The sequence below is a fragment of the Bradyrhizobium sp. STM 3566 genome (assembly GCF_045571445.1).
GTDB lineage: Bacteria > Pseudomonadota > Alphaproteobacteria > Rhizobiales > Xanthobacteraceae > Bradyrhizobium > Bradyrhizobium vignae.
On record NZ_CP120692.1, the window covers coordinates 4,962,359 to 4,975,321 of the forward strand.

Below are 12,963 nucleotides of genomic sequence, written 5' to 3' on the forward strand. Positions count from 1 at the left end.
GGCTGCCACATCACCGCGAAGTTTGACGCCAGAACCCCGGGCGTCGGGACCACACGACTTCTCCGTCCGCGGACGGCCCTGCCGGACGCATCCGAGGCTCGCGTGTGCTCACCCCGCAAGATCCAGCTTGGCCGCTGTGACAGCGCCGTGTCGTATCGCGCCGCGCATGACTCACGGTTGCCCGCCCTGTCATCGCCTTTCGCGCCGGCGCTGCCGCGTCCACCGCACCCCGACCCGCATCTCGTGACGATCGCGAAGCGCCCCTCTGGCAGGATCGGGATGACAGCCCTATGCCATAAATCCGAAATTCGGAAAAGTGAAATATTTTTACGGAAGGGATTGACTGGCTGTTCCGGTGTTTTGCCCGACCGGCTGACAGTGCTGGATGGAAACGCTTCGCCTTCTATTTTCCGATCTCGACATCCTCGACCTCGACCAAGAGGACGCGCGAGCCGCGGGCGAGATCCGGGCGGAGCTTGCGAAGCACGGCACACCAATCGGTCCCTATGACATCTTGAGCGCCGGTCAAGCGATGGCGCGCGGCCTGCCGCTTGTCAGCAACAACACCGCCGAATTCCAGCGTATCGCCGGGTTGCGGCTAGAGGACTGGACCAGGGATTGATGCTCGCAGGCGTTACCGTGACCGTCAGTACGAAGCTGGCCTAACGAAAAAGGCCCGCACGCCATGGCGAACGGGCCTTCGGCAGTTGGACGTATGCGCTCACGCGGCCTCGGAGACCAGCGCCTCGCTGCCGATCAGCTCCGTCCCGATCAGATAATCGCGGCAGCCGCGCAAGGACCGCAGCGCGCGGTTGAAGTCGATGCCGGTCGAGACCAGGGCATGCAACGTCGCCGGATTGCGCACGATTCCGCGCAGCACGGCACCGAGATCGATCTGCCCGTTCGGCTTGATCGCGGCGCGGGCCAGCGCCGGCAGGGCGCGATGGGCGGGGTCGCTGATGACGCGGACCGCGGCAAAGGGCAGCCCGGCCTCGGCGGCATAGGCGGCCGCGATGTGGCTTTCCATGTCGACGGCGGCTGCGCCCGTTTCCGAATGCAGCGCCGCCTTGCACGAGCGTTTCGTGACCACCTCCTCGGCCCCGGCGAGGCTGCCGCGCACGACGCGGCGGCGGCCGGAGGTCAGGCGCTCGATCAGGTCGTCGCCGAGCGACAGCCCGGCGGCCCAGCGGGCATCGCCGGACAGCACCTCGGTCGCCAGCACGACGTCGCCCGAGCGCAAGCTCGGGTCGAGCCCGCCGGCCACGCCGAACGAGATCACACCGCGAATCGTGTCGGGGTCCACCACCGTCAGAAGCGCCCGCAACTGCGTCGGGCTGCTGGATGAACAGATAACCGCCATTCCGGGCCCGGCTGCGATACGGGCCTCTTGAACCAGTCCGGTCACGATCAGTATCGGCCGCGGGTCGATGGCTTGACCCGCGGTAAAATAGTCCCCCGTCCCCAAAGTCACATTCCGACCCCTACCACCCTGCTGTTGGTGTTCCGCAAGTTCCGATACCGCGCCAATGCCCACAACGGAAAGAACTTTGGGTAACCATGATACCGTAGATAGAACACGCGGGGGAAGCCTGTGGCGGTGTACCGCTGCTCGTCCCACAATCCTTTTTTGTTTTGTGTTGCAATCAGGTACTCCACCCCGCGGGCGACGGCGGGGTGATCAACCTCGCCTGCCGCCATCAGGGCAAGCAAGGCCCATGCCGTTTGCGAGGCGGTCGAGGGGGCGGACTCCCAGCCCTTGTAGTCGAGCCGGTAGCTGACGGCGTCCTCGCCCCAGCCGCCGTCATCGTTCTGGATCGAGGTCAGCCACGCCGCGGCCTTCCGGATCATGGGGTCCTTGTGGTCGACGCCCGCCATGTTGAGGGCGCACAGCACCGACCAGGTTCCATAGATGAAGTTCATGCCCCAGCGGCCGTACCAGGACCCCTCCGGGTGCTGGGTCTTCCGCAAGTAGGCAACACCATCGGCCACGTGCTTGCTGGTCTTCACGGTCTCGCCGAGCTGGGCCAGCATCGAAATGCAGCGCGCCGTGACGTCCTCGGTCGGCGGATCGAGCAGCGCGCCATGGTCGGAGAACGGGATGTTGTTGAGGTAATATTCGAGGTTGTTGACGTCGAAGGCGGCCCAGCCGCCGTCGTCGCTCTGCATGCCCTCGATCCACTCGCGGCCGCGGGCGATCGCGGCATCATAGCCGGCGACGCCGTGCTCACGGCGCATGCGGTCCATCGACATCACCACGACCGCGGTGTCGTCGAGATCAGGGTAGTGCGCGTTGTTGTACTGGAAGGCCCAGCCGCCGGGGCGGACGTCGGGCCGCTTCACCGCCCAATCGCCCTTCACCTCGAGCTCCTGCTTCGGGATCAGCCAGTCGAGGCCCTGCTTGGCCGCAGGCACCGCCTTGTCGCCGCCGGCTTCCAGCAGCGCATGCGCCGTGAGCGTCGTGTCCCACACCGGCGAGACGCAAGGCTGGCAATAGGCCTCCTCGTCGCCGATCACGAGCAGCTTGTCCAGGCCGCGGCGCGTGATCGCGCGCGGCGGATAGTTCTCGTCCTTGCCGAGGGCGTCGTACATCATGACGATGTTGGCCATGGGCGGGTAGATCGCGCCCATGCCGTCCTCCCCGTTGAGCCGCTCCTCGATGAAGGCCAGCGCCGCATCGATCGCGCGCTTGCGCAGGCTCTTCGGAAACATCGGTTCGATCACGCGTAAGATCGCATCGAGCGAACGGAACAGCAGGAACCAAGCCATGCTCTGGTGCGGTGCCTTCGCGGTCATGCCGATCGAACGCGGATCCTGCAGGAACAACTCGTCGATGCCGACGCCCTTCGGATTCTTCGCGCGCGGCTTCAGCGCGGCGATCACCATCAGCGGCACCATGGTTGTGCGCGCCCAGTAGGAGATCTTGTTGAGATGGAACGGCGACCAGAACGGCAGCAGCACGATCTCGACCGGCAGCACCGGCACGGCGCGCCAGGTCACGACGCCGAACGTCGCGAGCAGGAAGCGCGTGAAGACGTTGCTATGAATCGCGCCGCCACGGGCATGAATGGCCTCGCGCGCCCGCACCATGTGCGGTGCGTCGACGGAGTCGCCGATCATCTTGAGCGCGAAGTAGGCCTTCACGCTGGCGCTCATGTCGAACTCACCATCGTGCACCAGCGGCCAGCCACCATGGGCGCCCTGCACGCGGCGCAGGTAATTGCCGATCTTGGCCTCGAGCACGGCGTCGACCGGCTCTCCGAGATAGTGGCGCAGCAGGATGTACTCGGCCGGAATCGTGCAGTCGGCCTCGAGCTCGAATACCCAATGGCCGTCCGCCTGCTGGAAGTCGAGGACGCCCTGCGTCGCCGACGCAATGCTCGATTCCAAAGCTTCGCGGCTGGTCGCGTTCACGGAATCCATATCGCTCGATTGCTCCGATAGTCGATTGAAGGTTGGCCGGGACATTGCCCGTCAGGGCCGCTGTGCAGCGAGAACCAGATCGGCGGCGCGATCACCGGACCGAACTGATCCCTCGATGGTTGCAGGCAATCCCGTAGCAGTCCAATCACCCGCAAGGAACAGGTTCTTCAGCGCAGTGACCGGCCCGGGACGCAGGGCATTCTGCGCCGGCGTCGCGGCGAAAGTCGCACGGCGCTCGCGCACGATCTGCCAGGGAGGCAGCTCGCCGGAAACGCCGCCCGCCGCGCAGACATCGTTCCAGATCGCCTGCGCGAGCTCCTCGCGCGGCACGTCGACGAGACGGTCGCCATTGCTGATGGTCACCGAGAGACGGTTCGGGAACGCGAACAGCCATTCCACGACGCCGCCGATCACGCCGAGGATCGGCGCCGAGCCCGGCGGCGGTGTGATGCGGAAATGCGCATTCACGATGGCGCGGAATTCGGTCGGCGTCTTCAGGCCCGGCAGCAGGCTGGAGGCCGCGCGCGGCGGCACCGCCATCACGATGACGTCACCGGCACCGAGCTGGATCACGTCCTCGCCGCCGAAATTCAGTGCAGCCACCTTGCCGCCGGTGTTGGCGAACGAACGCAGCTCGTGGCCGAGCTGAACGGTGTGGCCCCGCTCCTGCAAAAACTTCACGGCGGGCTCGATCAAGACGGCGCTGAGGCCGTCACGCGCGATCAGCGGACGGCAGGCCTGCCCGCCCGCGAGCAGCGTCTCGCGCACGATCGCGCCAGCAAGCCCCGCCGAGCCCTCGGGCGGATCGACGTTGAGCGCCGCCAGCAGCAGCGGCTGCACCAGGCGCTGGTAGAGGATGCCCTCGGTTGGAATGGACTTGCCAACCAGCGTCTCCTCCGACGCCCAGAGCAGCGGCGCCAGCTTGAGATAATCGGTGAGGCCGGTGTCGGGCACGCGGCGGCTTTCGTCGAGCACCCAGGTCGGCAGCCGGCCATCGCCGAGGTCGATCTGCCAACGCTGCCCCGTCTTGATGTCGACGAAGGGAAACTGCGCGCGCTCGGGGCCGACGAGGCCGGCCTCGGTGCCGATCGCGCGCGCATAGGCGCGCACATGGCTGTTGCCCGACAGCACCAGATGATTGCCGTTGTCGATGGTGAGATTGGTGGCGCCGTCGAAATAGGACCGGCAGCGGCCGCCGGCCTGGTGCGTCGCCTCGTGCACGGCGACCTTGAAGCCGGCATTGGCGAGCCGCACGGCGGCGGAGAGGCCGGACATTCCAGCGCCGATGATGTGAGCTGTGTTTTGCATCAGATGAAAGCGTAACGGAGCAGGATCAGGATGCGTGTGATCTTCGACACACGCACCGGCTCGCGCGGCGCGGCGAAGCCGCGCGCGATCAGGAGGTCCAGAATGGAATGATAGTATTTCGACATGATCCGCGGCGCGCGCACGGCGCGGCGCTTGTTGCGATTCATGATCTCGTCCGACTTCTCGAAATGCGATTTCGCGCGCTGCGCCAGCGGCAGACAGACCTTCGGCAGCGCGCGCTCGGCGATCACGCGGTTCGGATCATTGGAGGTGATACCGGCATGCAGCAGCGCCTCGCGCGGCAGATAGAGCCGGCCGAGACCGGCATCCTCGTCGATGTCGCGCAGGATGTTGGTGAGCTGAAGCGCGCGGCCGAGATGGTGCGCGAGCAGGATGCCGTCTTCCTCGGGGATGCCGAACACCCGCACCGACAGCCGTCCCACGGCGCTGGCGACACGGTCGCAGTAGAGATCCAGCGTGGCCATGTCGGGCGCGCGGATGTCCTGCGGCACGTCCATCTCCATGCCGTCGACGATGGCCAGGAAATCCTCGCGCTTGAGGCCGAAGGTCTTCACCGAGGCGACGTAGTCCTTCAGCCGCGGCGGCGGATGGCCCTGGTAGAGCGCGTCGATGTCGTTGCGCCATTCCTGAAGCGCTGCGAGCCGCTGTTCGCGCGGGCCGTCGGAATCGGCGATGTCGTCGACCTGGCGGCAGAAGCTGTAGATCTGGAACATCGCTTCGCGCTGGTCACGCGGCAGGATGCGCATCGCGGCATAGAACGAGCTGCCGGATGCGGTCGAGCCGTAATTGGCGCCGGGCGTGGTCGCCTCAAGCGTCATGTGCAGTCCCCGGTCTGGAAACGGCCTTGCGTCCGATCGCGCGGCGGCCGACTTCGCCGATCATGCCGGCGAGGCTGAAGGTGAGAAGCTCGAACTTGTTCAGATGCACGCGCTCGCGCAGGGGATCGCGCACCCTGAGCAGGCGCACGATCCGGTCGGCATAGGCCTGGATGACGGAAACGTCGACGCCGAGGCGGAAATCCCGGATCTCCGCAGCTAACGACCTGCCCTCGTCGAGCAGCGCTTCGTTGCGCGCGGCGAGCCCGTGCAGGCAGGCCAGCATCGCCGGCGGCGATTGAGCGAGGCCAAGCTGCTCGACCGAGGCACCGTGTGCTGCCAGCGCATCGCGCGGCAGATAGACGCGGTTGAGCTCGCGGAAATCCTTGCCGCAATCCTGCAGGTGATTGTTGATCTGCAGGCCTGCGCAGAGCGCGTCCGACGCGGCCCAGGTCGAGGTGCTCTCGCCGTGAACGTCGAGCATGAAGCGGCCGACCGGCATCGCAGAATATCGGCAATAGTGGATGACTTCGTCCCACGTCTCGTAGCGCAGCTTGGTCACGTCCATGCGGAAGGCGATGAGCACGTCGAGCGCATGGCGCGGCGCCATGCCGCGCTCGGCCAACGCACGGCGCAGGGTGACCGCCTCGGCCTGGGTGTCGCCCCCGCCGAGGAGTTCCGTCTCGAGCAGGTCGAGATAAGCGAGCTTCTGGTCGGCCGGCAGTGTCGCATGGTCGGCGATGTCGTCGGCGGTACGGACGAAATTGTAATAGGCCAGGATCAGGGCGCGATGACGCGGATGAATGATCCAGGACGCGACGGGAAAATTCTCGTCGCGGTCACCCTTGCCGGATCGCAATTCGCTCGCAGATGTCATCGAGGGCTGGTTTACAATCGTTTGGACAGGAACGGCTTTTTCGCTCGCGCGGGCTCACGCCGGCGATGCCGCCGCGGCCCCCATATAGGGGAAGACGGCCGCAAAACCAATCCTGCCGCTCGATGGCTGCCCTCTGCGGACCGCGGCCGAAAAGGCGGCGCCGGGGCCGCCTTGGTGTGGGCCAGCGGCCGAGCTTACTGGTTGTGGTTCTTCAGCACCTGGTCGCAGGCCTGCGAGATCTTGGCCCGGTTCTCCTTGAGGCAGGCCAGGATGGTGAAATCGCCCTGATCGATGACCGGACGGCAGAACTTCTGCACATCGCGGGTGCAGGCCTTCTGCTCGGCCTCCGTGCCGCGCCCTTGCTGGGCGAGCGCAGCCGTCGAGAGGGATGCCGACAGCAGGGTGAGAGCGACGAGAAGCTTACGCATTGTATTCCTTCATTCTGACGGCAGAATCGCACCGATCCCGGGCTGCACAGGGCGGACAACCGGAGCGGATTGTTCTGATGGCAAGTCGCCGCAGGAGGTGCGGCCGAGAGAAGGCACAAGCACTGGCAAATGCGGCCAAATTGGCGCCGCACCCACCAAATCAGGTCTTCCCCGCGCCTTCATTGGCAGATGTAAGGGGTTGATACTACATCATAATTCAGAGAGACCGCATTTTGCTGCACGGCTGTTGCAGAGCTGCATCTCTCCGCCCCGTGGTTTTGGCCAGAAACACCCCGGAACAAGGTAAATCGGATGGTCCTCGCCCCCTTCCCGGGCCCGGTGAACCGCCATCTCGGGTGAGGGCACGTTGAACCTGGCACAGGCTCGGAACACTAAACTTTCGATGTGGCGAGACGTCTTCGATCTTGAACGGACGTCGTTCCAAAACGGGATATTTGTGATGAGATTCTTTGGGCGATCTGGACTGGCAATCACTGCGGCCGGCGTTGGGGCTGCGCTGCTCTTCTCGGTTTCGGCGAGCCATGCTCAATCGTCCGGGCCGTTTGCCGGCTTCGACGGCGCGTGGACCGGCACCGGCACGGTCTCGCTGTCCGACGGGTCCACCGAGCGCATCCGCTGCAAGGCCGACTACAAGGTCGCGGGCAGCGGTCTCAACCTCAAGCAGGCCCTGCACTGCGCCTCCGACAGCTACAAGTTCGACCTCACCAGCGACGTGACGAGCCAGGGCGACCGCATCTCCGGCAATTGGAGCGAGGCGAGCCGCAACATCTTCGGCAATCTCCAGGGCACGGCCGGCGGCGGCCAGATCGACGTATTCGTCGAGGCCAACGGCTTTGCAGCCAATCTGTCGCTGCGCACCAACGGCACCAAGCAGACCGTGCAGATCTCTTCCAAGGGCGAGATCCGCGGCGTCAACATCACGATGACGAAGGGATAGAGCCCGTTTCCGTTCAAGAACAACAAAGCCCTCGGCTCTCTCGCGAGCCGGGCGCTTTTTGCTGGAGCACTCGCTGCGCCTCCTCCAGTGGTGCACGGACCAAAGCGCCACGATGCCGCTCAGATCGCCGGCTTGTCCGTGCCCTGCAGCTTGCCGTGCAGGTTGATCAGCCACATCGCCGTCGGCCTGAGGATGAAAAGGTCGGCGACGAGCGCCATGACCATCGAGAAGGCGCTGAGCCAGCCGAACAGCCGCAGCGACGGCAGATCGGAGAACACGGTGACGACGAGGCCGCAGGCCAGCACCACCGTGGTCAGGATCAGCGCAGGTCCCACCAGCACGGTCGCCCGCTCCACCGCGAGAGCCGAGCCGACGCCCGGCTTGCTCTCGAGTCTCAGGCGGTTGAGGAAGTGGATGGTGGCGCTGAGGCCCAAACCGAACGAGACGGTGAGTGCGACGACGCTGGCGAATTGCAGCCCCTCGCCCATCGCCCATAGCACCGTTCCCGACATCACGACCGGGAAGATGCCGGGCAGGATGCAGGCGAGCATCACCACCCAGGAGCGGAAGGCGAGGCCGATGAAGATCGCGACCAGCGCGAATTCGACGGTGAGGCCGCGATTCAGCTTCTCGATCATGTTGGCCGAATTGCGCGCCGCGATGGCGGCAAGGCCGGTCACCGCGACCTCGTAGCCGGGGTGCTTCTTGCGGACGGCGTCGAGCTCGGTGTCGAGCTTGTCCACGATCGGCAGGAGCTGGCTCGAATCCTTGTCCGGCACGCGGCCGGCGACAACGACGGCATCCTGCTCGGCGTCGATGAAACGCCGCACCAGATGCTCGGGAATGACGTTGACGTATTCCTTCAACGTGGCGACGTCGGTGCTTCCGGCCTTTTCCGCGAGCCAGCGGCGCAGGGTCTCGAGCGACCAGACGTTGCCGACGCCGGCCGCCTTCTCCACGGTCGCGTGCACGTCGGCGATGGTCTGCAGCGTCTCCGGCGAATACAGCGATTCACCCTTCGGGAACACGATCAGCACGTTGACGGGATTTGCGCCGGTGAGCTTGGCATCCAACCGGTCGCTGGCGGCAACCGCCTGGCGCTTGTCCGGCACCTGATCGGCGAGCCGGTAGCGCGGCTCCAGATTGGCATAGATGACGCCGAGGCCACCGACGAACAGCACCGCGATCAGGCTGAACAGGCCGGGACGGCCGACCATGCGCACCGCGATCCAATAGCAGAAATTGCGCAGCGCCTGGACGCCGGCATCGGCGCCCTGGAACTTGACCGCAAAGACCTTCTCGTTGCGCACGAACAGCACGCCGAACACCGGCACAAGCGACAGCACGGCGACCAGCGCGATGATGGTGGCGGCGAGCCCGGCTTCGCCGAACTTGCGGATCAAATCGGAGTCGGAGAATTGCAGCGCGATGAAGGAAATGCCCGCGGTGCCGTGCGTCAGCACGCAGGCCGGGCCGACCACCAGCACCGCGTTCTTGAACGCGGTGAACTTGTCCTGGCCTGCAATCAGCCGGTCGCGCGCAGCGAAGGTGAGCTGCATCGAGTCGGAGAAGCTGATGACCATGATGAGCGGCGTCATCACGTTCAGGAACATGTTCAGATTGAAATTGGCCCAGCCGAGCGCGCCGAGAGCCAGCAGGATCGCGATCATCGGCGGGAACGCCGCTGCGACCATGAACGAGATCTTGCGGAAGAAGATGATGGCGATGACACAGCCGGCGAGGATGCCGAGGATGTTGTAGGTCAGCCCGTCACGCTCGACAGCATTGCGGATCTCGAGCTGCATCACCGGCACGCCCGAGAGCTGCACGTTGAGCCCGGTGTCGCTGAGATCCTCCTTGATCAGCCCGCGGATGTCGCCGACGGTCTTGGTCAGCTTGTTGGAGCCGACGACTTCCGGATCGAGCGAGAGCACGATCAGCGCCAGCGTGCCGTCCTCTGACAGCAGCTTGCCGCGGATGATCTCGTTGTTCTTGACGGTCTCGATGAACTTGTCATAGGCCGCGCCCTCCGGCAGCTCGGCCGGGAACAGCGCCGCTGGCAGCTTGCCCGGGGCCGGCGCCTGGCGTGCCGAGAACAGCGAAACGAGGCCACGCGTGCCCTCGACCAGTTGCAGGTCGGTGACGAAGTCGCGCAGCTTCTCCAGATTGTTCCGCTCCAGCAGGGTCTTGCCCTCGACCACGACAAGGACGTCGAACTCCTCGGCCGGGAACTTCTTGGTCACCTCTTCGTATTGGCGGAATTCGCGGGTGTTGGAGCGGAATAGCTGCGACAGCGAATCATCGATCTTGATGCGCTGGACGCCGAACACCGCGCCGACGATCAGGGCAAGCAGGACGATGCAGGAGACAATCGGCGCCCGGACGGCGACCAGCCCGAGCCGCTCCAGCCCGAAGGCGATCGAGGACGCAGGTCCCTGCTCGACCTTGTCGACATGAACCTCATTCTCGCTGTGCTTTTCGAGCATGCTTTGTCCAGTTCCTAAATCGGCTCGGTTTGTGAGCTTATTGCGCCCCGCGAACGGCCTGAAAACGCCATACGGATGGGAGGCCCTTGAAAATGCGCGGAAAATCGCCGCACGGGGTTTAGCAGGTCCCGCCATGGTCTCGCAAGCAGGCGCAGGTCGGCCAAACCGATCAAGATCAGGACATTTTGGCCCCCGATTCCGTTCCTTCAGCCGAAGCCGCGCCAAGTCGAGGCGGGGGGCGGTCGCCACTTTCGTCCTTCAGCGCCACGCCGGTCACCTCTCTGGCCAAGCCCTCCCGGACGAGCCAGGCGATCTTGAGGGCGGCCTCGTCACAGCTCAACCCGGCATGATGGATGTTCGACACGCAATTGCGCTCGGCATCGGTGCGGCCGGGCTTCGGTGCGAAAGTCAGATAGGCGCCAAGACTGTCGGGTGCCGACAGGCCGGGCCGTTCGCCGATCAGCATCACGACCATGCGCGCACCGAGGATCGCGCCGATCTCGTCGCCGAGCGCGACCCGGGCGCCTGAGGCGACGACGACATGGCCGATTGCGACAGCATCTCGCTCCGCAAACAATGGCAACAGGCGCCCCACCACCGTCGCAGCATGGCTGTGGACCGCCGCCGCGGACAGGCCGTCTCCGATCACAAGCGCGAGCTGGCACGGCGCGGAGGTGCTTCGTGCCAGAAGCTGCGCCGAGCCGGGCTCAAGCTGTCGTCCCAGATCCGGCCGCCGCAGATAGTCGCTGCGATCGACCGCTCGGCTCCTCACTTCGGTCACGGCAAGTCCGAGCGCGCCGAGATCGGCGACCAGACGCGGCGTATCGAAGGCGGCATGCACGGCATCGCGCGCGCGGGCATGGTCCAGCGTGAAATCAAGCAGCGCACGTGTCGGCATGCTCGCGCCGCTGCGGCCCAGCGCAACGCGCGCGGGCGTGAACGCCCGCAAATCCAGCGTCGGACGACGCAGCGGGACCGGATCAGACATGTCGCATCATTCGGCGGGAACGGCGGCCTCGCGCAGCCGGATCGAATAATTCGAAGCGTTCTGCTTGCCGCTCGAGGCCGCGCGCGCGAAGGTGATGAGGTGATGCGCGATCGTGGCGCAGCCGATCAAGCCTTCGAGATCGCCGCGCTTGATGCGTCCCAGCGCGAACTTCCAGAACACGCGCTTGTAATCGCCAAGCACGCCGACCTTCCAGAAAATGTTGCGCAGCATGACGAGGCCGCGCTTGATGTTGGGCCAAGTCTTCATCTCCGGTGCCACTGGCACCTTGAGTCGGTTGGCATAGGTGTAATCGCACTGATGCTGATAGCGCGCATAGACCTTCTCGGGCGCGTAGGCGACCTCCATGCAATGCTTCCAGGACGAGACGACCTCGTCATAGGGCAGCAGGAATTCGACGTTGGAATCGCGACCCTCGTCATCGACCAATCGTCCCTCGCGCTCCAGCCGGTCCCACAGCGGCGTCTTCGGCAGCGCCTGGAGCAGGTTGATGGTGAGCAGCGGAATCCGGGACTCCTCGACGAAGGCGAGCAGTGCGTCCGAGGTGTTCGGCTTGTCGGTGTCGAGCCCCATGATGATGCCCGAGACCACCTCCATGCCGTAGGAGTTGATGGTGCGCACGCCCTCCAGGATCGGGACCATCATGTTGTGGTCCTTGTGCATCGCATGCAATGCATCCGGATCCGGCGTCTCGATGCCGCAGAAGATGGTGATGAAATAGGCCTCGCGCATCTTCTCGAGGATCTCGGGCCGCTTGGCGATGTTGAGCGTCGCCTCGCAGGCGAGCCGCACCACGTAGCCGGTTTTCTTCTGCCATTCGATCAGATGCGGCAGCAGGTCCATCGCCGCCTTGCGGTTGCCGATGAAATTGTCGTCCACGAAATAGATCGTGTCGGTCATGCCGCATTCGCGCAGCCGATCGAGCTCGGCGATGATCTGCTCCGGTGTCTTGATCCGCGGATTGCGGCCGTAGAGGCCCGGGATGTCGCAGAACTCACACTGATAGGGACAGCCGCTGGAATACTGGATGCTGCCGAGAAAGTATTTCTTCACGTCGGCGAGTTCGTAAGCGGGGATCGGGAATTCCGTCATCGGCACCCGGTCCTTGGTGGTGAGGACCACCTGTTCGTCAGGACGCGAGGTATCGCGCGACAGAATCTCGATCAGCTGGTTGGTGGCGTCGCCGAGCTCGCCGACATGCAGATAGTCGAACGACGGATAATAGTCGGGGCAGGCGCTGACGGAGGGACCGCCGAGCGCGACCGGGAGATCGAATTCATGGGCGCGGCGGCAGATGTCGTTCATCTGCTGGCGCTGGATGTGCATGCCGCTGACGAAGACGGCTTCCGCCCATTCGAACTCCTCCTTCGTCGTGCGGCGCAGATTCTCGTCGACGAATTTGACCTGCCAGTCCTGCGGCAGATAGGCGGAGATCAGCAACAGCCCCTGCGGCGGCATGAAGGCGCGGACGCCATCGGTCAGGGGATAGGAATACTCGAATGTACCGAAGGACGAGGTGTAGCGTGGAAATACACAGAGAATCCGCCGGGACGTTCCGTTGCTTTCAGCTCGCATCAAAGCTCCCCCGCCACGCTCGACCGATGGTGCGACAATTGCCAGCCATGCACATAGGCTAACGCTGTC

10 protein-coding genes and 1 pseudogene are annotated in these 12,963 nt (G+C 64.9%); 2 read left to right on the forward strand and 9 right to left on the reverse strand.

Annotated features, from left to right (window positions below; translation table 11 throughout):
• Positions 1 to 385: 385 nt before the first annotated feature.
• Positions 386 to 622: pseudogene (locus P6U27_RS23980) on the forward strand (PIN domain-containing protein); the annotation flags it as partial.
• Positions 623 to 721: 99 nt separating this feature from the next.
• On the opposite strand, the gene P6U27_RS23985 reads toward P6U27_RS23980, so the two are convergent.
• The 6 genes from P6U27_RS23985 to P6U27_RS24010 form a co-directional block, all read right to left on the reverse strand.
• Positions 722 to 1,471 carry a phosphorylase gene (locus P6U27_RS23985; protein WP_162500367.1) on the reverse strand — a complete coding sequence of 250 codons (750 nt, stop codon included), beginning with the start codon at positions 1,469 to 1,471 and terminating at the stop codon, positions 722 to 724.
• Complete coding sequence (gene shc / locus P6U27_RS23990) at positions 1,468 to 3,420, reverse strand: squalene--hopene cyclase (protein WP_122404205.1); 1,953 nt, start codon at positions 3,418 to 3,420, stop codon at positions 1,468 to 1,470. The genes P6U27_RS23985 and shc overlap by 4 nt, the downstream gene beginning before the upstream one ends.
• A gap of 51 nt (positions 3,421 to 3,471) precedes the next feature.
• Positions 3,472 to 4,728 carry a hydroxysqualene dehydroxylase HpnE gene (gene hpnE, locus P6U27_RS23995; RefSeq protein ID WP_122404206.1) on the reverse strand — a complete coding sequence of 419 codons (1,257 nt, stop codon included), beginning with the start codon at positions 4,726 to 4,728 and terminating at the stop codon, positions 3,472 to 3,474.
• A complete protein-coding gene (hpnD, locus tag P6U27_RS24000; RefSeq protein ID WP_122404207.1) occupies positions 4,728 to 5,567 on the reverse strand; it encodes a presqualene diphosphate synthase HpnD in 840 nt (279 codons plus the stop codon). The genes hpnE and hpnD overlap by 1 nt, the downstream gene beginning before the upstream one ends.
• Positions 5,557 to 6,441: a squalene synthase HpnC gene (gene hpnC / locus P6U27_RS24005; protein ID WP_122404208.1), complete on the reverse strand. Its 885-nt coding sequence runs from the start codon at positions 6,439 to 6,441 to the stop codon at positions 5,557 to 5,559. The genes hpnD and hpnC overlap by 11 nt, the downstream gene beginning before the upstream one ends.
• Positions 6,442 to 6,635: 194 nt before the next feature.
• The gene (locus P6U27_RS24010) at positions 6,636 to 6,869 is read right to left on the reverse strand and encodes a hypothetical protein (protein WP_122404209.1); all 234 of its coding nucleotides are present in this window, start codon (positions 6,867 to 6,869) and stop codon (positions 6,636 to 6,638) included.
• Positions 6,870 to 7,329: 460 nt separating this feature from the next.
• On the opposite strand from P6U27_RS24010, the gene P6U27_RS24015 reads away from it, so the two are divergent.
• A complete protein-coding gene (locus P6U27_RS24015) occupies positions 7,330 to 7,827 on the forward strand; it encodes a hypothetical protein (RefSeq protein WP_122404210.1) in 498 nt (165 codons plus the stop codon).
• 119 nt (positions 7,828 to 7,946) lie between these two features.
• On the opposite strand, the gene P6U27_RS24020 is transcribed toward P6U27_RS24015, so the two are convergent.
• The 3 genes from P6U27_RS24020 to P6U27_RS24030 all read right to left on the reverse strand — a co-directional run bounded on the left by P6U27_RS24020 (position 7,947) and on the right by P6U27_RS24030 (position 12,894).
• The gene (locus tag P6U27_RS24020) at positions 7,947 to 10,313 is read right to left on the reverse strand and encodes an efflux RND transporter permease subunit (protein ID WP_407192716.1); all 2,367 of its coding nucleotides are present in this window, start codon (positions 10,311 to 10,313) and stop codon (positions 7,947 to 7,949) included.
• Positions 10,314 to 10,488: 175 nt separating this feature from the next.
• Positions 10,489 to 11,301, reverse strand: a complete 813-nt coding sequence (gene eutC / locus P6U27_RS24025; protein ID WP_122404212.1) for an ethanolamine ammonia-lyase subunit EutC — start codon at positions 11,299 to 11,301, stop codon at positions 10,489 to 10,491.
• A 6-nt stretch (positions 11,302 to 11,307) separates the two neighbouring features.
• Positions 11,308 to 12,894 carry a B12-binding domain-containing radical SAM protein gene (locus tag P6U27_RS24030; protein WP_122404213.1) on the reverse strand — a complete coding sequence of 529 codons (1,587 nt, stop codon included), beginning with the start codon at positions 12,892 to 12,894 and terminating at the stop codon, positions 11,308 to 11,310.
• Positions 12,895 to 12,963 lie beyond the last annotated feature (69 nt).